Source organism: Lactobacillus sp. MRS-253-APC-2B (assembly GCF_012843675.1).
GTDB classification, from domain to species: Bacteria; Bacillota; Bacilli; order Lactobacillales; family Lactobacillaceae; genus Limosilactobacillus; species Limosilactobacillus pulli.
In genome coordinates this window covers 1-21,289 of record NZ_JABAFO010000021.1, presented here as the reverse complement: position 1 = coordinate 21,289, position 21,289 = coordinate 1, and the positions used below count along the sequence as shown (strand labels likewise).

The following is a 21,289-nucleotide window of genomic DNA, read 5'->3' as shown; positions in this document are numbered from 1 at the left end:
AGTAAAGCCTTTTTCAGCTGTTCTAACTGGCGCTGCTTTTCTTCATGCAAAGTGATAGTTTTGTCGAGAGATTGAAAGAGTTGTCCAATTTTTTCTTGCTCATCCTCTCCTTTTGGCAAAGAAATATCGCTATTGAAAAAATCAGTTGCAGAAATATTTAGAAGGCCATGATTTCTAGCTCCTTCTGCTGCTCTTTTATAAATTTCTACATACCATTTTGTTGTTTCATAATATTCGGCTAAAAAGTTAGGCAAAACATGCGTGGGCTTAAATGCTATATACAGGCTTGAAACAACACCACAATTGAATTTTTCAAGTCGTTTTACAGCCCCATAAGGATAGCCATTAGAGTAACTTTTATTGTAGGCAAAATCGCCTTTATAAAGTAATAAATAATTAGATAGATTTTGACTAGCAACTTGTTTATCAAAAAAATTGTTTTGGGCAATTAATCCACTTTGTGCAGAGATAGTCAATGGTAAATTAGATATATTATTCTTATTTTTTCTAAGAATTCGATCTGTAATCTCTCCTAGCTTACGTTGCTCCCATTAAATAGAGGTTATATATCAATCTATAAATATCTAAAAAGGTAAATATATCTAATAATTAAGAATAAAGGGCTCTTAAACTAGCAAACTCTAAAATGGCATCATTTGATATTACAATGGCGCTTTATGATGTTCGGAAATCCATCAACTCCAGATATACTAAGATCATCAATTGCGAGTTAAACAAATGGAGGAATAATTATGAGAAACAAAGTGATCTTGGTAACTGGCGCAAGCAGCGGTATGGGGTTTGAAACGGCTAAGGCATTGGCACAGCAAGGCAATCGAGCTTACGGTGCGGCACGGCGTCTGAAAAAGATGGCGGCTTTAAAGCAGTATGGTGTTACACCAATTAAATTAGATGTTACTGATGAGGCATCAAGCAAGGCAACCGTTGCAGAAATCATTGCTAAAGAAGGGCGGATCGATGTTTTGATCGACAACGCTGGCTACATAAGTTATGGCGCGATTGAAGACGTTGATCTGGCAGAGGCCAAGCGTCAACTTGACGTTAATCTTTTTGGCTTGGCAGCATTAACCAAGAACGTTCTGCCTTACATGCGCTCCAGCATTCCGGTAAGATTATCAACGTTTCATCGATGGGTGGTCGCCTGGTATCGTTTATGGGCGGCTGGTATCATGCGACCAAGTATGCAGTTGAAGCTTTTAGCGATGCTCTGCGAATGGAAGCAAAGCAGTTTGGTATTGATGTAATTTTGATCGAATCAGGTGGCATCAAGACTGACTGGGGAAACATTGCGGCTGATCATCCCGCTGCCTTAAGGGGGCGCTTATGAAAAGACCACGCTCAAAGTCGCTGAAGGGATGAACAAGCAATATGATGAGCAGTTAAGGAAACCGTCAAGGCAGTTAATGCGCGACGCCCTAAGTCACGCTATCTGATTGGGTTCGGGGCCAAGCCATTGGTATTTGCTCACACCATTTTGCCAACGCGAGTATTCGACTTTATCATGATGCATGCTTCCTAAATAAAAAACGTCGCTTTTAAATTAAAGTTTCTTAATCCTTGCTTGATAAAATCTAATAAATTCCAGAATAATGGTTGACATTTATCGTTATGCCACGTATTATGATTACAATAAAATTAGAAATTGCTTAGAAGGGATGAGTAATCGCGGGCAGCCTTTAAAGAGAACCGGGTTAGGTGAGAGCCGGGATCGTGAAACGCGGTGAAGATGGTCTTGGAGCAAGTCGGCAGGCGAGCCAATGGTAAGCCTGCCGCGGGGTGACGCCCGTTATCATTGTCCGGGTCTTCTAGTTTTAGAGTACTCAGTAAGGGCTAGATTGTGAGGTCTAGCTGAATCAGGGTGGTAACACGTTGAATAAGCAGTCAACGTCCCTGGGAGAAAGTGCAGGATGTGCTTTTCCCAGGGGCTTTTTTAGTTCCTGAGAAGTCCTGTCAAAAACGAATTTCGAAAGGAAGTTATCACATATGACGCAAGCACAAACTTTAACTTTTACCAACCGCACGACTTCACCATTCCGTTATGACATTGTCGGCAGCTTCTTACGTCCAGCTGAATTAAAGGCAGCTCGTGAAAAATTCGCCAACAAAGAGATTACAAAAGCTGAATTGAAAGCCGTTGAAGATAAGGCAATTAAAGAACTGGTTGAAAAAGAATCTAAGGCTGGGCTGCACGCGGTTACCGATGGCGAGTTCCGGCGCTCATACTGGCATTTGGACACGTTCTGGGGTTTTGAAGGCATTGCTCACACTGTTCAAGCGCATGGTTATCAGTTCCATGATGAAGAAACACGCGCCGACTCTGCTCAGGTTGTCGGTAAGATTAAATTTAACGGTACGCATCCTGATCTGGAAGCCTTCAAGTACCTCAAGAGCCTGACGGATGGCACGGGTCTGATTCCACGCCAAAGTATTCCCGCACCGGCCCAGTTTTACGCTGAGCTTTACCGGGGTGAAGGAAATATTCAGGCACTTGAAAAGGTCTATGCAACCAAAGACGAATTGATTACTGATATTGACCAGGCCTACCATGACTTGATTCTGGCACTTTATGAGGCCGGCTGTCGGGACTTGAAGATTGACGATTGTACCTGGGGTATGGTTGTTGATGATGATTTTTGGGCAACGATGACCGAACAAGGCTTCAATCGAGACGAATTAGAAAATGAGTATTTGCGTGTTAATAACGGGGCACTGGTTGATCTGCCAGAAGATCTGACGGTAACGACCCACATCTGCCGCGGTAACTACCACTCAACCTGGGCTACCAAGGGTGGTTATGGGCCGGTTGCTGATTATGTGCTGGCTAAAGAAAATGTCTCGGCATTCTACTTGGAATATGATTCGGATCGTGCAGGCGGCTTTGAACCATTGGCCAAGGTACCAGCTGATAAATATGTGGTTCTTGGTTTATTGACATCCAAGTCCGGTGAATTGGAAGATCGTCAAGTGGTACTGGACCGCATTCATGAAGCTGCTCAATATCATGATCTGGACAAACTATGCCTGAGTACGCAATGTGGTTTCTCTTCAACTGAAGAAGGTAACATTTTGACCGAAGAACAACAATGGGACAAAATTGCTTTGGTTAAGAGCATTGCCGAAGAAGTCTGGGATGCCTAAATAAACCTTTGTAAATGACATTTTTCCTGAAAAAGACAGTGTAAAGACTGATAATCGACAGTGGGCTAAGATTATTTCAGTCAGATTTACTGTCAAAGTATCAATATCTCCTCCTTAAGTAACAAACCTCCTCGTTGAATCAGCGGGGAGGTTTTGTAGTTATCTAAATTTAAGCAGCTAGGTTTGTGATATTTGTCGAGCAGCAGGTTTTAGTTATTGCGACTGTTTAGGCGTGAACCGTGGCATCTTGCAAATCACTGGCTTTTTCGATACCGTGTGCATCCATATATTCAATGATTTGAGCGATGGTAATGTAAGGAACGTCAACGCGCTTGGCCATCTTAGCCAGATCATCACGGCGAGCCATGTGACCATCGGCTTTGAGCACCTCAATGATGACAGCTGCTGGTTCGGCACCCGCCAGGTAGGCCAGATCAACTGAAGCTTCCGTATGGCCGATGCGTTTGCGCAACCCACCATCCAAAGCATATAGTGGCTGAATGTGTCCTGGATGGTTAAAGTCATTAGGCTTGGCAGCTGGATTGGCAATATGCTTGATCGTTGCGGCACGGTCAAAAGCGGAGACCCCGGTTGTGACGCCGGTTGCCTCAAAAGTGCCATCTGTGGTTGTCATAAATGGCGTTTGGTGTGGATCGGTGCTGTGTTCAACCATTTTGGTAAAGCCCAGCTCGTGTGCCCGTTGGATGGTAATTGGCACGCACATCAGACCATTGGCTTCATGTAGCATCTCATAGACCGTTGCAGGAGTAATGCGATCAGCCAAAGCAACCAGATCGCCTTCGTTTTCGCGGTCCTCGTTGTCGGAAAGAATTACATAGCCACCGTTTTGCAATTGGTGAAGTGCCGTTTCGATACTGTCAAATTGAACCATAGTTATTAGCCTCTTTCTCTCTTTGCCAAAAGTAAAATCAATTCTCCGTTCGAACGTGGCCTTATCATAAGCCGATGTTTTCAATTTGTAAACCGTACTTTTAGATTATAGAAATGTTATTTATCGAATGAATCACGAACAATATGCAATAATTGCAACGAACGTTCGATAATAGATGACTGAACAAGTGCACAAAGCTCCTCTTAAAAAGCCAGACGAACGTTCGTAAAGCTTTTGGATCGCATGGATTGTCCGGTTCATGAAACGGCTGTCGATTTTGTTTAAAAGTGAGCTTGAAAATTAACAAAAAGAGCCACAAAAAACTTTTTCAAAAAATTTTTTGTGACTTGTACTTATTAATCATATTAAGATAATTGGTTAGCTATCAATGGTGAAATTGACTAAAAAGATTTAAAAATTAACTTCAATGATTTTGGACATTTCTCTCCAGTGCAGCTTGGGGAGCCATTTGTTCACGCAGCGCACCATAGATTGGCCGACCGCCCAGCAGATCATTGACTGCATAAGCAATGAACGTAACCAACAGCATGGGCAGAATTTGCTGAATTGTACCAACCATTTCAGTTAATAGACAGATTGCCGTAAATGGTGCCATCTCAATCGCGCCAAAATAAGCAGCCATCCCGATTATCACGATATTGATATAGGCCGTAGCAGGGATGATTCCGAGTTTTATCATCACCATTCCAGCTAAGCCGCCCAAGATTGCGCCCAACACCAGAATGGGCATGAAAATCCCCCCTGGGACGGCTGCTCCATAAGAAATCATGGAAAAAGCAAAGCGAATTACAAAATAGGCCAACAATAAAAACATGATGGTCTTAAAGCCATGTACATGATGAGGTAGCTGTGCAATGACCTCAACAAAGACATGACTGCCACCCAGCATTTTGGCATCCCACAGACCAATCGGAATCACCAAGAGGAGCGGAATGATTGAACGACGATTTCTTGGCAGCCAGTGAATCTTGCCATACCAACAGTGAATGTTAATCAGACAGTATTGGTAGAACCAAGCCAAAATCCCCAGCAAAATGCCGAATAAAATCAATGGCAAGTAGGTAGCAGGAGGCAGCCGATATACCACGGGAAGCCACATACACGGCCGCGTTCCGAAAAACAGCAAGGTCACGATGTCGGATGCAATTGCCGCCGTTAGTGCCGTCAGCCAGGTTTGAGACTCAAATGTATAAGTGATCTCTTCAATCAAAAATAGGGCGCCGGCCAATGGAGCTGAAAAAGCAGCGGAAAGTCCGGCGGCAATCCCACAGGCAATCATGATCTTGGTTTCGTCCTTGGATGATTTAAAGCATTTTTCAGACAGTCCTTGATCAATCGCTGCCCCCATCTGAATACAAGGACCCTCGCGACCTAGGAACAGCCCTGGACAGATTGCCATTAGGCCGATTATGTATTTGCGCCAGAGTACCGACCACCAAGACATCCAGTGTTCATCATGGAGAATGTCTTCAACTTGTGGAACGCCGGAACCAACGATGTCAAATAAATGATTTTTTAATAGGCGTGACATGATCAGCCACAAAATAATCGTACCAATTACGTAGCCGCCTAATGCCCAAAAATGGGTTTGCATGTATGGGTAGATGACGTTGAGTTTCTGCAATGTAAAATCAATAATTTTGCGAAAGCTTGCCACAATTAGACCGGTTACTAATCCCACGGCAATTCCACGTCCAATCTTCTTTAGAAAATTGGAGGCAAAGGGACGCTGGAGAATTTCGCTTGCGTCAATTTCTTTCAAAATAAGATCCCCTTTTTAAGTAGCTGTCTAAATTTAAGATGGTTCGTGACACTCCCAAATTTAAAGACGAACGTCATCTAATCGTCAAACAGCAGCTTTTTAGCATGATTTATTCAGTAGTTTAAATACTGAATGTTGATTACGAAAAATATAGCACAGGTGAAACCGTTTTTTAAGAATCATTCATTAAAATAACTTAATTTAAAGTATCTTTTTATCTATTTTTACAAAAATTAAGTGATTTATTTGTTATTAGCGTTATACTTTTTTGATATCAGGATTCTGAGAAGCTGTTTTTGATCGCCTGTTTGAAAAGATGAGGAGGAATTTGCGATGGCAAAGGATCTAGAAAATAAGACTGCAATCGTAACGGCAGCCAGTCGCGGTATTGGTCTGGCAATTGCTGAAAAGTTTGTTGCAGAAGGAGCGATTGTCTACATGGTGGTACGCGACAGTGAAAAGAACCGTCAGTTGACCGAACAACTGCATGATCAAAACGAAAATTATCGGTGCGTCTTTTATGATGCATTTGATTTTACGACCTATGCACCGATGATTCAGCAAGTTGTTGATGAGGTAGGGCATTTGGATATTTTAGTCAATAATTTTGGCACAACGGACGTTAGCAAAGATACGACGCTGGTGGATGGCGACAGTAAGGCTTTTTTTGATATCGTTGATAAAAATATCGCAAGTGTCTAGTACACGTCTAAGTATGCCGTCAAAGCAATGCTGAAACAGGAAACGGGCGGCAGCATCGTCAACATTTCATCGGTTGCTGGAACGACGCCTGACATCAGTCGACTGGCATACGGCGTCTCCAAGGCAGCTATCAACTCGCTTACCAAGCAGACGGCCGTCGAATATGCGCGCAATAAAATCCGAGCCAATGCAGTACTGCCAGGATTCGTTGGTACGGATGGCGCACTGCAGAATATGTCAAAGAGCTTTTTGGACGGATTCTTGAAACACGTACCATTGCATGAGATCGTTAAACCCGTCGACATTGCCAATATGGTCGCCTTTCTGGCCAGCGATAAGGCAAGATACGTTACCGGTGAACTAGTGACAGTTGCCGGTGGCTTTGGGCTGCCGACGCCGATTTATGGGGATGCCATGAGCGGAAATATCAAACAAGGCTAATAAAAAAGAACTCGTCAGATTTGGCGGGTTCTTTTTACATATCAACTATTAATCAGCCTTGCTCAGTAGGGCGCGCATCTGCTGGATTGGAATGCGGCTGTAGCTGAGGTTCATTCGATAGACGTATTCAAGATCAGCCTGCCATTTTTGAATTGCGCGTTTGAATTTACGATTAGAGCGGTTACGGCGGATTAAATACCTAAGATGATGCACGACTTCGGATTTTGATAATTGCCCATTAACAATAATCTGTCGTAGAATCGCGTGACGTTGAATAGGTGTCAACCCAATCTGCGAATTGACGTTGTAGCCAAGCTTATGTAAAACAGATTCCTCATTGCCAAATGTTGGTACGAAGTGATTGCTGGTATGTTCATCTGGTAGCTTTGGTTTCCAAAAATCTTCAAGAACATAATGACAAAGTAACTTACCATCATGACTGATTTTTCGGTAGACCGATTCTTTAATCATGAGTTGATCACAGGTTTGACAATAATAGACAGGAAAACGGATATTAAGATTGCGTTTTTTGGTTCGAGAATAAATATTTGCCAGGCCGTAAAACATAATTGTATTATGCTGCTTGGCTTTGCAACGAAATTTTGTGATCCGTGTCAGATACCAGTCGTCTTCAATTGGATACTGACAGAATTTTTTGCCATTTTTAGTAATGATCGTTAATTCATTAATAGATTGTTGTTCGTTGGTAGGTTTTTGCGCCTTTTTAGAACTGGATGAAAATTGATCGGAAGGTTGCTTGAAGTAGCTTGCTGATTGCCAAGGCTTAGTATCAAATGAAGAGTCGCCAGTAGTTGATGACCTTTTATGTATAAAATGATTAGTTTGGTTGGCATCTGATTGAGGCGTTGATGTAGTTGAGATTGGCTTTGGATGATGATTATCTGAATTAGTTGACTGTTTGATGGTTTCCTCATAGGCCTTTTCAGAGCGTCCCATAATCTTATTACTTGAGTTAGTCGATCGTTCAATAATTTTTCCTACAGTAGATTTATTTTTAATAGTTGTTTGGATTGACTGATCAGAAAGAGGCGGCTTGATCGGTTCATTTTCTTGATCCTTTTTTATGAGCAGATATGTAGCGATAATTATCAAAATCATAAACAACATAAAAAGATAATTCATGAAAAATACACTCTCCTAATATAAATACTCTCCCATAAGTATTAACTTGTTTATTATAAAACGTTTACATACACTTGAAAATATGTCATGAAACATGATTTTATCAGCAGTTCAGTCAAATTCAGTCAAACAGATCGTCAAAAACTTTTTTAATTATTTTTAGTAAGCGCAATCGTTACGACTAAATAGATAATTAGACAGATTTTGTCTTAGATAAATAAAAACTTTTACTCTGACAAGGACAAAATCTTCTGGTAAGATATACGAGTTGCTCAAAACCGAACTGGTTACGTCGTTTTGTCTCATGGGCCCGTGAGGCAGGACAGCTGGCGAGAAATTGAGCACTTCTCGTCAACCGAGGTGGGGGTCGCCCCACGGACAAGCGGCCGCAATCATCTGGTTGTGGTAAAAGCTACTGAGAAAAAGGAGAGAATTGATTCATGGAACGCAATGAAAATTACTTTGTCTGGCTGTTCAACCAATTGAAGGGGTGGCCAATGCAAAACTATCTGCTGTTCTTTTTTGCACTGGGCTTTCAACTGGCGCTCTTGATCAGCAGTCCGATTACATCCGTTACGCTGATCACGTTTGTTGGTACAATCTTGGGGACGCTGTGCGTATTGGCCATTAACGCAACCAAGGCAATCAACGGCTGGCTGGGACTGATTTCGGCGGCCTGCTTTATCTACGCTGGTCTGGCCGCCAAAAACTACCTGTCGATCTTTGAACAGATTGCTTATGTCTTGACGCTTGATCTGCCGGTAATCTTTGCCGTCCGCAGCTGGAACGATGACACCAAAAATCACCTGCGCCGTTTTGGAGCCAAGCAATGGATCGTAGCCATTATCGGTACGCTCTTGGTTTATGTAATCAGCGGCTATCTGATCGGCAATTTGACTAATGATCCGCGGCCATGGATCGATGCCATCAGCTTTGCCATTAGTTTGACGGCAGGCATTATGTGCTTTATGCGCTACAACAACCAGTACTATTGGTGGCTGGCTTCGGGAATCTTCCAACTGATTCTTTGGGGTGTTACCTTTGCTCAAGGGGATGCCACGCTGGCAATGGCCATCAACAGCTTGATCTACGTAGTTAATGACATTCTGGCCTTTACGGTTTCGCCATGGTTCAACCGTGGTCGGCGTCAGGCTGGTTTGACTGAGATGGAATAGGCTAAATTAACTTACAGCTGCTTTCAGAGAAATCTGGAGGCAGCTTTTTTGATGTCAATGGGTAAAAAGAATGGCGTCAGCGGCTAAAAAACATACCATACAATGGCATTGGTGAGGGGGAATGTCAGAAGGCCATGGTATACAGCGAGTCAGGCAGAATGGCATTGATAATGAAAAACAGCCCCATTACGGTAATGAGACTGTCTGATAAGTTTAATTAATCAGAAACGTTTTGCCAGCCCAACACTCGCTGAACTTGCAACTGTGGCTTGGACGATTGTGGTAGCTTAGCCAGGAATTGTTTTGCATCAGTAATATTAGTAAACGTTAATGCATTTTCTGCCTGGGTAGTGGTTTCAAATTTGCTACCGTCAGCCGCGATTGCCAAAAGATAAAGCTGGGTGTTAGCTTGGGAATCGGTCATTGTAATGCGGTAGGTAGGTTTTCTGAACAGCTTGGCTAAAAATGTAATGACATAATAGGAGACGGCAAAGATAATCAAATATTTAACGAATATAATGATTGCTTCCATGATCGATTACGCCTCCGCTTGATGTGAAAATTAGTGATTGGCTAAATAGTCAGATTCGCGGTTCAATTGATGAACATAGCCATCAACCTCGTTTTTCTGACTTTGCGTGACATAATAGTCATTTTCTAAAGTCGTCAAAGAAACGGTCTTGGTTTCAAAATGGCCGCCCGCCACATCGCCTGAGGCACTTGGAACCCACATCTTATAGGTAACGTTCTCGCCATCAACTTTATAGTAGACAAAGCTGCTGGGATCGCCGTTTGCGGTAATGTAACTGTAGCCTGCGGTATCGCTGCCACCAGGATTTTCACCGGCTGGACTGTAACAGAAGAAGTCGCTGCCAATGTATTGTTTCATCCAGTTGGGTTCAACCAAAAGCAGCAGTAAAATACCGGCAGTTTTGTCATCTACTTTGGCTGGCGTGGTAGTACTGGAAGTCTTGGTGGAACTATCTGATATACTGCTCGTTGATTGACTGGCCTCGCTTGAACTGGTTGATTTAGCTGATGAGCTTTTTTTACTGGTGCTGGAACGCTTTTGTGTACTGGTTTGGGTTGTGGATTCGCTGCTTGATGCCGATGAGCTGGTTGATTTAGAACTGCCGCATCCTGCTAACAAACCGCAGCTAAGTAAGACGATTGTGCCACTGAGAATCTTTTTATTCATAATTGCTCCTCCAATTGTGCGTGTGTACTAATAATAACTCATTTTTAATAATCGTTATGCATGATTGGTTAAATATTAGTGTGTTTTTTGATGCACGATTAGCTAAATACAATCTGTGTTCCGGTATCGATTTCCTTTGAAAACTTGCTGATCATGATAATCACATAAAAACAGCTCCATTCCGGTTGATTCGTAATGGGGCTGTTAATTTTGGTATTATAAGATTTTCATCAACGGGATGCTTTAGTTGTGGCGTTTCTTAAAGAGACCCGTGAATGAAAGTGCCAGACTAGACAGACCAAGTCCAAAGACAGCCAGGATACCGGCAGATTCTTGGTTACCGGTTTGTGGCAACGTCTTTTGTCCAGTAGTCGTATCGACAGCAGTCTTGTTGCTGGTGTTGACAGGAACAGCCGGTTGAACGGCAGTTGGCTGTGATGGAGCAGCTGGCGTTACCGGAGTAGAAGTTCGGTCCGGAGTCGTCGGTGTGTCCGGTGTTGACGGCGTGTCTGGAGTAACCGGATCAGCATGGTAGGTAACCGTAACTTCAGAGTCAGCAGTGTTTTCATCAACTGTCATCGCAGCGACCGTAGCCGTATCAGGTGTCATGTTGGCGATGGCAGGCGAGACAACGCTGGCAATGCTTGATTCCAAACCGTCGTACTGTTGCCGGTAACCAGATCAGTCGATTTGGTGCCGGTTAAGGTTACGGTTTGAGTTACATCATCGGCAACCGGATTACCTTGTTCGTCAGCAAAGTGAATCGTCCGCTGCACGGTCTTTTTAACGGCTTCTTCTTTTATGTTGTGGCTGTAGGTAACCGTAACTTCAGAGTCAGCAGTATTTTCATCAACCGCCAAAGCAGCGACCGTAGCCGTATCAGGAGTTATATTGGCAACAGCAGGTGAGTCCACACTAGCAAATGTATCACCATTAACTGCTTCCCAAGTAAATACGGTTCCGGTAGCATCAGTTGGCGTTCCGTAGAAGGTCAGCGTTTGTGTAACATCATTGGCAACGGCTTGATTGTTGCCGTCGCCATCGACGTAGTGAATCGTCCGCGTAATCATTTTGACTGCCTGCACGATAACTTGCGCGGTTGCAGTTACGGTATCTTGATCATTGATTTGGTAGATGTAGGTAACGTTGTAGATACCTGGCGTGGTTAAGTTACCATCAGCATCCAGCGGCAGGTTGGATGTGTCGACTTGGTAGGTTCCGGCGCCACCAGTCGTGCTGTAGGCTAATTCCTTTTGCTCGGTAACGGTCATTGAGGATTGATTGGTGAACTTGACGCTTGGATTCTGCTGCAGGTTCAGCGCTTGATTCCAGCTGCTGCCACTTGGCAAGGTAACGTCCTGTAGCAAGAAGACGGGCTGTACTTTTACATACAGTTTGGTTGCGGAACCATCTGGATGAGTCGTACCAAAAGAGAAGTAGTTGTAGGTCTGCCAAAGATCGTGGCCGTTGGGAGCGATATTGGTCGAGTAACCAAGATTCTTGACCGCGTTAAAAATATTAATGGCATTGATTCTAAAATAGCCATCGGTAAACAGCGTATCTTCCGCGCTGCCATTGGTAAAATTGGTTACGGTAACGTCGTTTGGTGAAACGTTAGGCATGGCTGCTTGAATGTCAGCTGGCGCGTCTTGGTAGCGACCGTTGGCATTCTTGATAACGGCGTGGTAGCTGCCATTGATGTTTTGAATGGCGCTGATGGTATCAGTTGCTGGTACGGCCAGTCGCATGTTTAGTGAATGGATGTCATCAGAATAGAAATTGCCGTCCGCATCCCAGTAGTAGAAATATTCATCAAACGTCATGTTGCGCGCGGCCTGGTCTTGTTCAAGCGCTTTATCGGCAGTATCATCCGCCAGTGCTGCCAGCTGCTTTTTCATTTGTTCCAGGTTGGCGATCTTCATTGGAACGGTAGCAGTCAGCGATTGACCAACTTGCAGCGTAGCCACGAATTGAATCTCAATCACCTGATCCCAGGAGAAATCTGCATTCTGCATCAAATCAGCCAGCGTTTCAAAGTCGCCGGCCGTGATGGCATCGTAAACTTCCAAATCGTCTGGCAAGGAGCCGGTAGAGGAGGTAAATTGAATGCCGCTGCCGATCTTGTCAGTAGCGATAACCGGTTTGATCATGTTTACGTCTGTTGAATTATTGGCGGCAAACGTTGGCAGCAAGACGATTTCTTCAACTTTGCGGCTGTCAGAATTATCGTTGGTAACGACCGTGTTGACGTCGAAAGTACCATCGGATTGAGTGGCATTTAAAATTGAGGTGCCGTTATATCCAGTCGTCTGGTTGTTAGCCGTGATGCTGACGCCATGTTGAATGTTATCAACTGAAGGCGCTTCGGAACTATTTTGATCAGAGTTGATGATGGTCTGATCAGCTTCGGTTGTTTGTGAAGCAGCAGTCATAGCTGATTCAGTAGTTGCAGATTGCGTGTTGGCGGTTGTTAAGTCAGTGTTTGACTGAGTAGCAGCGGCCTTGTCGGCATCCGAGTTAGTGTCAGTTGCAGTTTGGTTGGTCGTGTCTGTGGTAGTCGTGTTTGAATTCGTGGCAGCTGAATTAGTGTTAGTCGTAGATTCAGTTGCATCAGTCTCAGTAGTGCTAGTTGTTGATTGAGCCGCATTGGCCGTTAATGTAGTCGTAACTGCACCATTATCGCTGGTATCGGCATGAGCGGTTGTTACGCTGCTGCCGATAAAGAACAGACTGGCAATCGCAACGGAAGCAATTCCAGTCCCTAACTTACGCAGCGAAAATCGCAGTTGGTGATCGCTGGCTTTTTTGATTTTTAAATTGTGATTATTTTTACTAAGCATGGTGTAATCATCCCCTTATGTTTGGCTAAAACTATCATTCGTATGATAATCAAGTCAAGGATTTTATAACCCGTAATGATGCAATTAATGCACAGGCAAAGCTTTAGCAAAATTAAAAGTTTATAAGATATGATAAAATTCTCATATCTTATAAATGCTAATATAATACTGTTTTTAGACGATATATACACGATGCTGAGTGATGAAATCAATAAGCATAAGTTGATTATCGCTTGAATAGGCAATCTTCGAATATAGTTTATACATTAATAGTTACCAAAAGGGATGAATTGAGATTTAAAGTGCGGATTAGGAAGAAATTGATCAAATGTCGCTCGTTATTAAATCTTAAAAGCGGTAAAATCTAAATTAGAAAAAAGATTATTGACTTGAAGGGAAGTGTCGATCATGAAAAAGACATTATATGACGGCGAACATTTTCAAGTAGTTCTGGAAAGCAAGCAGCCACTGGTTAAAGGCGTTAAAACCGACCTCCACAAACTGGCTGGTGTAATGCTGGCAGCTGGGGCAGCATGGTTATTAATAAAAAAGCATTAAAATGATTGAGCTGGTATAATGCTCAGTCCAACGTAATAAAACCGTTCAATCGGCTTGGCCGGCTGAACGGTTTTTGCATTACAAAGATAGGGTTGTAGGTGAGTTGCGTCAGAACTATGGTACCAAAATACTCGGTGGTAGATGATGAATTGTTGGGGATGCTGAATAGATGGTGAGATCAACGGGTCATCAGTTCGAGTATTGATAAAGCGATGGACTTGCAGTAATTTATTCAAAAATTACTGCATAAAAACATATGATAAAACCTTCATTACCTACGATCGGGAAAAATCAAAAATGGTAGGTAAACTGCACCGTAAATTATGCATGGTTGGCTGCGAACATGCATTTAAAGTCATTCAGCCAGATGATCCGACGATGGTTTCGATAAATAAATTAAGTAGTTTCTAAAACTATGTAAAGCGTTGCCAAATCGGTGATAAATATGGTATGATTGCCCCAAGTTATTGGATTAAAGGAGAGATTTTCATGCCATTGGTACACATTGATCTGTTGGAAGGTCGCACTGAAGAACAACTCAAGGCGCTGGTTAAGGACGTTACGGCAGCTATCTCAAAGGATGCCAATGTTCCTGAAGAACGAATCCACATCGTATTAAACGAAATGCGCAAGGATCGCTACAGCGTGGCTGGCAAGATGGTCAGCGATAAGTAAACGATTAGCCGCTGCATGGCCTCGGGTCGCCAGCGGTTTTTTTGCGTCTCAAATGGTGCTGACGAACGGATCCTGATAGTCGCTGCCGCCGCTGTCATTAAGTTTAAGCAATGAGAAAATCGTCAATGACGGTAAGCCCAGGCATCGTGAAAAACTGATGCAGTAAGTTGGTATGATAAACCCGCGCATCGAGAAAATATTAATGCAGCAATGCACGACTAATGAGCCTGATCAACCAAGAATCCAGCATTGAAAGTGATGCAGGCAAATCAGATTCATCAAAATTACGTTAGTGCCTTAGCACGAGAAAGGACATAAGCTCATGAGTGACGAACAATATATTATGGCAATTGATCAAGGAACGACCAGCTCGCGGGCGATTATCTTTGATCATCAAGGACATGAAGTTGCAATGGCTCAACAAGAGTTCCCACAGTATTTCCCTAATCCAGGCTGGGTTGAGCATGATGCTGTGGAAATCTGGGACAGTGTTCAGTCAGTAGTCTCAGACGTCATGATCAAGTCACAGATCAAGCCTTACCGAATTGCCGCCATTGGGATTACCAACCAGCGGGAAACGACGGTCATTTGGGATCGCCATACTGGCAAGCCGATCTACCATGCAATCGTTTGGCAGTCCAAGCAGACCAGCGCAATTGCCGAGCAGCTGATTAAAGATGGCTACAAAGATATGATCCATGAAAAGACGGGGCTGGTAGTGGACTCTTATTTCTCCGCTACTAAGATTAAGTGGATTTTGGACAACGTACCTGGTGCGCGAAAGAAAGCTGCTAATGGCGATCTGCTGTTTGGCACGATTGACACCTGGCTGTTATGGAATCTGACAGGCGGTCGCGTACATGCTACCGACGTTACTAACGCCAGCCGGACGATGCTGTTTAATATTCACACACGTCAATGGGATCAAGACATCTTAAAGCTTTTGGACATTCCAGCCCAGATGCTGCCAGACGTGCGCTCCAATTCTGAAGTGTATGGCTATACGGGCGATTACCACTTCTTCGGGGTCGAGATTCCGATCGCGGGGATGGCCGGTGATCAGCAGGCGGCTTTGTTTGGTCAGGCTGCTTACGAAAAAGGATCTGTTAAAAACACATATGGTACCGGAGCATTTATCGTAATGAATACCGGTACCGAAGCCACGCTGTCGAAAAACGGTCTGTTAACAACGATTGCCTATGAATTAAACGGTCAGTTAAACTACGCTTTGGAAGGTTCGATCTTTGTAGCAGGCTCGGCAATTCAATGGCTACGTGATGGACTGCAGTTCTTTACCAAGGCCAGCGAATCAGAAAAAATGGCTGTTGAAGCCGGCTCAACCGGTGGCGTTTATGTAGTGCCGTCATTTACTGGGCTGGGCGCACCATACTGGGATCAAGAAGTGCGTGGAGCGATGTTTGGCTTGACACGGGGCTCCAATCGTCAAAGCATTACGCGAGCAACGCTGGAATCGATCGCCTACCAGACGCGGGATGTCGTTGATACGATGGTTAAAGACACCAATTTGCCACTAAAAGCACTGACGGTTAACGGCGGGGCTTGTCGCAACGACTTTTTAATGCAGTTCCAGGCTGATATTCTGCAAACGCCGATTGAACGGGCCCAAATGGAAGAAACCACGGCATTAGGCGCGGCTTTCTTGGCTGGTCTGGCAGTCGGTTTTTGGAACGATCAAGACGAACTCAAGGAATTTTCTAAATTGGGTGATGAATTTATGCCGGTTATGAAGCGTGAAGATGCCGAACAGCTTTACCATGGCTGGCAGCGTGCAATCAAAGCTGCTCAGTTCTTCAGCCACGGGGAATAAAGTGCTGGGAATGATTAAGCTGCATCCTATGACATCATGACCTTAGTTCCACGCGAGAATAAAGCATTGGGAACCATTAAGCTGCGTTTTAGGAGAAATGCTACTCTTTGGGGCAGCGATTTGCTTGAATAGCGGCGGATTGATTATTCTTAGCGGCAAAATAATAATTGGTAAAACGCCTTGTCTGGCCTGGCAAGGCGTTTTCAAATTGCAATGCCGATTGAAATCAGCTATAATTATGACGTAAACAAAAAGGCTAACGCGCTGGTAACACGTTAGCCCGAATGTCCTTGAAAATCGACAGTGCTTACACTTTAAATTGATTAAAGTTTTACACCATCTTAGAGCTGCAACTCATAAAGATGGTTTCTCTTTTTTGGTCAGAAATGACTGACCATGTAGCAGCCGGCAATGAGGGAAGCAATCACAATGATTACGACCGTGGCCAAGGCTGCGTACTGAACGCCAATCGGCAAGCCGTGCAGTTCATGCAGAACAGCGGCAAGACCTTTTAAGTCGGCGCCATCTTGATGTCGGTTTGACACTTATGGATCCCTTTCATAATGATGGGAAGCGTCGCACGTTTTTTCAACTCCTTCATTGGCATCGCTCCCTTCGAAAAGCAAAGCACCGCCAATGTTCTTTGAAAAAATATTATACCATAATCGGGTCAGCGGTTAGCTGGCTCGATTTTTTTGTAAACTTTCTCAAATTGATTTGGTAAAGTTCATCTTATTCAGTGGATCGTCGTGCCGGGCAAGCAATCATCCAGCATTGTGCTTGCTATTTTGTTGGAAATCGTTTCTAGGTTATAATTGTTCTAGAATCGATCTGAAAGAAGGGATGACGATGCAAGAGAAAAAAGCATTCCACGTTAATGGCTATCTGGGATTAATCGTTACGATTGCAGTCGCGGTTTTAGGAGTTTGGCTGTGCTATCGCGGTTACGCTGATCAGCAGCATGGTGAGTTGGCAGTCGGGGTCGTCTTAATTTTGGTGGCTGCACTGTGCGCTTCAGCATTGACGATCGTACAGCCTAATGAAGCTAAAGTGCTGACTTTTTTCGGTAACTACATTGGTACGATTCGCGATGCCGGCTTGTTTATGACAGTGCCGTTAACGGACAAGGAGAGCATTTCCCTACGAGTACGCAATTTTAACTCTCAGATTTTGAAGGTTAATGATTCAAAAGGGAATCCGGTTGAAATCGCAGCCGTAGTAGTCTTTAAAGTCGTTGATACGGCGCAGGCTCTGTTCAATGTTGATGACTATGAGGAATTCGTTGAGATTCAAAGCGAGTCTGCCGTGCGTCACGTTGCCAGCGAATATCCGTATGACACATTTGATGAGCAGGATAAGCTGACGCTGCGTGGGAATCCGACTGAAGTTTCTGACCGCTTGACACAAGAACTGCAGGAACGGCTTAACGTGGCTGGCGTGCAGATTTTGGAAACGCGGCTGACGCACTTGGCATATGCCACGGAAATTGCCAGTGCGATGCTGCAAAGACAACAATCCGCGGCGATTCTGTCGGCACGAAAGATTATCGTTGAAGGCGCTGTCTCAATCACGGAAGATGCCATGGAGCGACTGGCCAAGGAAACGGATTTGAATCTAACTGATGAGCAACGTTTGCAGGTCATTAACAATATAATGGTAGCAATCATTAGTGAACGCGGTACACAGCCGGTAATCAATACTGGAAAATAACTGAATTTGTTTTAGAATGCTTAATCGCGCGCTCTAGCTGTCAAAGGCAGGGCGCGCGATTTTTGAATGGGAACGAGGCTGCTTGTCGGTTGATTATCGTCAAAACTTGGGATGATAAAGGCTTGTCCCAATCATTTCATAGCGGTGGATTGGGCACGTTTTGAAAGTCATACGATTCGTTGTCAGAATGAATTGTAAAACATACTGAGTAAGTGAACAGAATCGGGACCATCAACTGAGCCGTAATACCAGGAGATTTGCCGAAATATCGGTCAGCAGCTTAAAAACGGGTAACTAAAAAAGACTGCCAGGCAACAGGAAAGCTGGCAGTCTTTTAAAATTACTATTATAGACTGATTTTTGATTGTGTCTAATTGTTAAAGCGAGAAATGTTTCAACGAGGTGCTCAATCAAGGCTGGATACGGAACCCGACTGATTAAAATGATTCTCGGCTTTAACAGCAAGATAAGCCGCTGATAGTTAATTCGCTATAGAATCGAAAGGTATAGACTAAGAGGAGATCGATGTCTAAGTGGACTTAACCAACCAATCATGTCCTCATTGGTAAACGAAACTAACTGTGGCACCAATCATTTCAATATGAGGATTTGAAATAAGGCGAAAATTAGAGGTGCGTTTAGCCTGCTTTAAAAGGTATCGGCAAAGCGAGCCTGTAGATCTCAACTAAATTCGGTTAATGCCAGTTGCGGAAGAAAATTAAAATTCTTTGCCGCCTGGATTGGGCAACCGGACATTTTTGGATCTAAGCTTGGTCGTATGAGGTTGATCCGTGTGATGACGGGGTCCTTTGTTGATCATTCAGCCAATTAGCTAGATATTTCTGCAAGGCCTTAACGTCAGCTTGATCAAGTGAAAAAGTTGCGTCATGCGGCTCATTATTAAAGCCATGATTGCTCAAAAGCAGATTTAATCGGGGCTCGTCATTAGCAGGCTGCAGACTCAACTCATTGGCACAGCCGTCATCACGTTCTTCACCTTGATAAAAAAGATGCAGCCATTGACCATCGACATAGATCTTATGCAAAGGTATCTTCCTTTCTAAAAATAGGTTGGCGCATTATCTTTGAGGATTGCGGCAGTTGTTTTTTAACTAGCGAAGCCGGCAGTGATCGTCAATGAAATTACCGCGATGCAGACTGGTCAGCATGTCACTGTCAACATAGCGAGTCAGTGGACTGTTGTCATTAAGATACTGATCATTTAAGGCCACCATTGTGAGCAGCTGGCGTTCCAGTTTGGCCAGATTGATGATAAAGGGCTGCTCGTATTCTCGTTCACCGATGCCGCGGCTGGCCAGCAGTTCTTTGAGATATCGCTGTTCAAGACCAGTTAATGGACGCTTGGCCTTAAATTTAGCGAATTGATCAAGCTGCGACAGTGAGTAGAGACGATTTCTCATTCCAGGCGCGGGCATGGTTGCCTGATCAGGATTGGCTGCTACGAACATGGAGTGAATGACTGGCTGCGCGTTCATTAAAATCTGGCGCGCGTTGGCATCCTCAAATAACAGGCGTGAGACCGCATGCTCGTGATTACTCAGCTGTTCGGCAGCATTTTTAATCTGTTCACAGTAGCCGTTGGGATAGGCAATGATAAAATCGCCATCCCTAGTCAGTTGAAGTGCCAGACCCTGATAGTTTTTAACCTCTGGAATCAAGACGCCGTTGCGGGTGATCAAAACGATATCAATTTGATTAACGGCAGCGGTATTTTGCTTTTTGTAATAGTCAAAAGGCAGGTTGAGCGAGTCCAGCAGTTCTTCATGCGGATAGAACTCCTGCAGCAATTGATAGACGCGACGCTCACCGATATCCCCCTGCAAAAGTTGGGTGGCGCGCTCATGCAGCTGAATGATTCCTTTGAGCTCTTTAGAAAGCATAGCCAATTCACTTGGCGTACGATCCGCGCCATGACTGTACCAAGAATAAGTTTTGACCATTTCATAAGCCAAAAAGCGCAGACCAGGGAATGGATCTTGGAAAAAGGCGTTCTTCTGGGCATCAGAAAAGTTTTGACGGGCCTGGGTCGCGATTTCGTCATGATCCACGACCATGCTGAGATGCCGATCCCATTGCTGCAACTGCTCTAAGTAGGCGGCGTTGCTGATTAGCTTGGTCGTGAGCAGGTTTGACCAATTTAGCGGTTGCGCTGTCATTGACCAATTAACCGAGCGCTTGAAGCTAAACCATGATTTAAGAGGTGAGCGTTTCGAAACGGTTTGCGGCTTGGATGCAGGATTAGCTTTTCCGGCAGCCTTCAAAGCGCTTTTAGAATGCTCGCTGGTTTGATCTTGAAGTTTTGCCTCTGAATTACTCAGCGTTTTGCTGTTGCCAAGATCCTGCTGCTTTTCAGAAGCTTGCTGGGCAGTACTCTGCTTCGATTCCGAAGGGCCAAGATCGACCCGAACCTCATTTTGCTCTGGATGCAAACTGAAGACATTGGGCTGTAACGAAATGTCTTGCTGTCCAGTAACGCTGTCGTCATTTGCAATCACGGAAGTTTGCCTAGTAAGGTTGGCAGCGCCGTTTTCATGTGAAACAGCATCGCGAGAGTCCTGCTCTGGTGCTGAAACTGGCCGCAATTGATTATGCTCTGCTTTTTCATGACCATCCGGCATCGATTGAGCGATTGTTTCCGGTTCGTGATCAGGTGCGGAATCCGGTTGGCGAGCAGCTTTTTTACGTGGCGGATGTTTTCTGCTGATCCCAAGCCAGTCCTTGAAGATCAAAAGCAGGATGCCGCCAATCAGGATGCTGATTAGATAGCGCAACAAGAGACTGCCTCCTTTCGATTTTGAATACTGTCTTTATTTTATCATAACTAATAAAGCATCCCCCTGATTGATCAAGCGGATGCTAAACAAAACTATTTATTCAGATTGATGTTTCCTAGTTTAGTTATATCAAACAATATCTAGTGATATGATATAACTCACTTTCGCTCAACCTAATTAAGCCAACCTCTGAACCTTTCCTCCTTGCGGAGTTCGGGTGGGCGGACGACGCTCTCGAGGAACATTATCCTAAAGGACGACTTTACAGCTCTTTCGGCCTTTGCGCTTTTTCGTGAAACGTTTGGACGGTATAAGAATGGCCGAGGTCATTACTCAGTGACCATCAATTCAAGACTAGCCCTACCTAGAACGACGGGTTAACCTTGACGG

General features: G+C 44.1%; 17 protein-coding genes and 2 pseudogenes. 8 read left to right on the top strand and 11 right to left on the bottom strand.

What is annotated here, in order from left to right:
* Nucleotides 1–476, bottom strand: a 476-nt coding sequence (locus tag HF864_RS08445) for a restriction endonuclease subunit S (protein ID WP_205882343.1), incomplete at its 3' end; no start/stop codon positions are given.
* A 276-nt stretch (nt 477–752) separates the two neighbouring features.
* Here HF864_RS08445 and HF864_RS08440 point away from each other — a divergent pair.
* Both HF864_RS08440 and HF864_RS08435 read left to right on the top strand, forming a co-directional pair.
* Nucleotides 753–1,540 (top strand): annotated as a pseudogene (locus HF864_RS08440) (oxidoreductase).
* A gap of 464 nt (nt 1,541–2,004) precedes the next feature.
* Nucleotides 2,005–3,159 carry a 5-methyltetrahydropteroyltriglutamate--homocysteine S-methyltransferase gene (locus HF864_RS08435; RefSeq protein WP_169462540.1) on the top strand — a complete coding sequence of 385 codons (1,155 nt, stop codon included), beginning with the start codon at nt 2,005–2,007 and terminating at the stop codon, nt 3,157–3,159.
* A gap of 226 nt (nt 3,160–3,385) precedes the next feature.
* On the opposite strand, the gene ribB is transcribed toward HF864_RS08435, so the two are convergent.
* On the bottom strand, nt 3,386–4,051 hold the full coding sequence (ribB, locus tag HF864_RS08430) for a 3,4-dihydroxy-2-butanone-4-phosphate synthase (RefSeq protein WP_169462539.1): 666 nt from the start codon (nt 4,049–4,051) through the stop codon (nt 3,386–3,388).
* A 424-nt stretch (nt 4,052–4,475) separates the two neighbouring features.
* The gene (locus tag HF864_RS08425) at nt 4,476–5,837 is read right to left on the bottom strand and encodes a ClC family H(+)/Cl(-) exchange transporter (RefSeq protein WP_169462541.1); all 1,362 of its coding nucleotides are present in this window, start codon (nt 5,835–5,837) and stop codon (nt 4,476–4,478) included.
* A 330-nt stretch (nt 5,838–6,167) separates the two neighbouring features.
* Between HF864_RS08425 and HF864_RS08420 the strand changes: the two are divergent.
* Nucleotides 6,168–6,977, top strand: a pseudogene (locus HF864_RS08420) (SDR family NAD(P)-dependent oxidoreductase).
* A gap of 48 nt (nt 6,978–7,025) precedes the next feature.
* On the opposite strand, the gene HF864_RS08415 reads toward HF864_RS08420, so the two are convergent.
* Complete coding sequence (locus tag HF864_RS08415) at nt 7,026–8,120, bottom strand: hypothetical protein (RefSeq protein WP_169462538.1); 1,095 nt, start codon at nt 8,118–8,120, stop codon at nt 7,026–7,028.
* A 440-nt stretch (nt 8,121–8,560) separates the two neighbouring features.
* Between HF864_RS08415 and pnuC the strand changes: the two genes are divergently transcribed.
* Nucleotides 8,561–9,295 (top strand): nicotinamide riboside transporter PnuC, encoded by a 735-nt coding sequence (pnuC, locus tag HF864_RS08410; RefSeq protein WP_048344782.1) that lies wholly within the window; start codon nt 8,561–8,563, stop codon nt 9,293–9,295.
* 217 nt (nt 9,296–9,512) lie between these two features.
* Here pnuC and HF864_RS08405 read toward each other — a convergent pair whose 3' ends face one another.
* From HF864_RS08405 to HF864_RS08390, 4 genes are all read right to left on the bottom strand, one after another.
* Nucleotides 9,513–9,827 (bottom strand): hypothetical protein, encoded by a 315-nt coding sequence (locus HF864_RS08405; protein ID WP_169462537.1) that lies wholly within the window; start codon nt 9,825–9,827, stop codon nt 9,513–9,515.
* 30 nt (nt 9,828–9,857) lie between these two features.
* Complete coding sequence (locus HF864_RS08400; protein ID WP_169462536.1) at nt 9,858–10,493, bottom strand: hypothetical protein; 636 nt, start codon at nt 10,491–10,493, stop codon at nt 9,858–9,860.
* Nucleotides 10,494–10,736: 243 nt separating this feature from the next.
* The gene (locus HF864_RS08395; protein ID WP_169462535.1) at nt 10,737–11,147 is read right to left on the bottom strand and encodes an LPXTG cell wall anchor domain-containing protein; all 411 of its coding nucleotides are present in this window, start codon (nt 11,145–11,147) and stop codon (nt 10,737–10,739) included.
* A complete protein-coding gene (locus HF864_RS08390) occupies nt 11,099–13,333 on the bottom strand; it encodes a YSIRK-type signal peptide-containing protein (RefSeq protein WP_169462534.1) in 2,235 nt (744 codons plus the stop codon). Before HF864_RS08390 ends, HF864_RS08395 begins: the two co-directional genes overlap by 49 nt.
* 408 nt (nt 13,334–13,741) lie before the next feature.
* Between HF864_RS08390 and HF864_RS08385 the strand changes: the two genes are divergently transcribed.
* From HF864_RS08385 to glpK, 3 genes are all read left to right on the top strand, one after another.
* Nucleotides 13,742–13,891 carry a hypothetical protein gene (locus HF864_RS08385; protein WP_169462533.1) on the top strand — a complete coding sequence of 50 codons (150 nt, stop codon included), beginning with the start codon at nt 13,742–13,744 and terminating at the stop codon, nt 13,889–13,891.
* A 450-nt stretch (nt 13,892–14,341) separates the two neighbouring features.
* Nucleotides 14,342–14,566, top strand: a complete 225-nt coding sequence (locus HF864_RS08380; protein WP_334312691.1) for a 2-hydroxymuconate tautomerase — start codon at nt 14,342–14,344, stop codon at nt 14,564–14,566.
* Between the two features lie 322 nt (nt 14,567–14,888).
* Nucleotides 14,889–16,394, top strand: coding sequence for a glycerol kinase GlpK (gene glpK / locus HF864_RS08375; RefSeq protein WP_169462532.1), 1,506 nt, complete (start codon nt 14,889–14,891; stop codon nt 16,392–16,394).
* Nucleotides 16,395–16,774: 380 nt separating this feature from the next.
* Here the strand turns inward: glpK and HF864_RS08370 are convergent, their stop codons facing one another.
* Entirely contained in the window at nt 16,775–16,939 is a 165-nt protein-coding gene (locus HF864_RS08370) for a hypothetical protein (RefSeq protein ID WP_006499105.1), read from the bottom strand.
* A 304-nt stretch (nt 16,940–17,243) separates the two neighbouring features.
* Here HF864_RS08370 and HF864_RS08365 point away from each other — a divergent pair, with 304 nt between their 5' ends.
* Nucleotides 17,244–18,104, top strand: coding sequence for an SPFH domain-containing protein (locus HF864_RS08365; protein WP_169462531.1), 861 nt, complete (start codon nt 17,244–17,246; stop codon nt 18,102–18,104).
* Nucleotides 18,105–18,868: 764 nt separating this feature from the next.
* Here the strand turns inward: HF864_RS08365 and HF864_RS08360 are convergent.
* Together HF864_RS08360 and HF864_RS08355 are read right to left on the bottom strand one after the other, a co-directional pair.
* Nucleotides 18,869–19,150 (bottom strand): hypothetical protein, encoded by a 282-nt coding sequence (locus HF864_RS08360; protein ID WP_169462530.1) that lies wholly within the window; start codon nt 19,148–19,150, stop codon nt 18,869–18,871.
* Nucleotides 19,151–19,216: 66 nt separating this feature from the next.
* Nucleotides 19,217–20,899, bottom strand: coding sequence for a nuclease-related domain-containing protein (locus HF864_RS08355; RefSeq protein WP_169462529.1), 1,683 nt, complete (start codon nt 20,897–20,899; stop codon nt 19,217–19,219).
* Nucleotides 20,900–21,289: the final 390 nt, after the last annotated feature.

Bases quoted from the DNA above. Each gene is read 5' to 3' on its own strand.
- HF864_RS08435 (WP_169462540.1), top strand. From the start codon at position 2,005: ATGACGCAAGCACAAACTTTAACTTTTACCAACCGCACGACTTCACCA.
- ribB (WP_169462539.1), bottom strand. From the start codon at position 4,051: ATGGTTCAATTTGACAGTATCGAAACGGCACTTCACCAATTGCAAAAC.
- HF864_RS08415 (WP_169462538.1), bottom strand. From the start codon at position 8,120: ATGAATTATCTTTTTATGTTGTTTATGATTTTGATAATTATCGCTACA.
- pnuC (WP_048344782.1), top strand. From the start codon at position 8,561: ATGGAACGCAATGAAAATTACTTTGTCTGGCTGTTCAACCAATTGAAG.
- HF864_RS08405 (WP_169462537.1), bottom strand. From the start codon at position 9,827: ATGGAAGCAATCATTATATTCGTTAAATATTTGATTATCTTTGCCGTC.
- HF864_RS08400 (WP_169462536.1), bottom strand. From the start codon at position 10,493: ATGAATAAAAAGATTCTCAGTGGCACAATCGTCTTACTTAGCTGCGGT.
- HF864_RS08390 (WP_169462534.1), bottom strand. From the start codon at position 13,333: ATGCTTAGTAAAAATAATCACAATTTAAAAATCAAAAAAGCCAGCGAT.
- HF864_RS08385 (WP_169462533.1), top strand. From the start codon at position 13,742: ATGAAAAAGACATTATATGACGGCGAACATTTTCAAGTAGTTCTGGAA.
- HF864_RS08380 (WP_334312691.1), top strand. From the start codon at position 14,342: ATGATTGCCCCAAGTTATTGGATTAAAGGAGAGATTTTCATGCCATTG.
- glpK (WP_169462532.1), top strand. From the start codon at position 14,889: ATGAGTGACGAACAATATATTATGGCAATTGATCAAGGAACGACCAGC.
- HF864_RS08365 (WP_169462531.1), top strand. From the start codon at position 17,244: ATGCAAGAGAAAAAAGCATTCCACGTTAATGGCTATCTGGGATTAATC.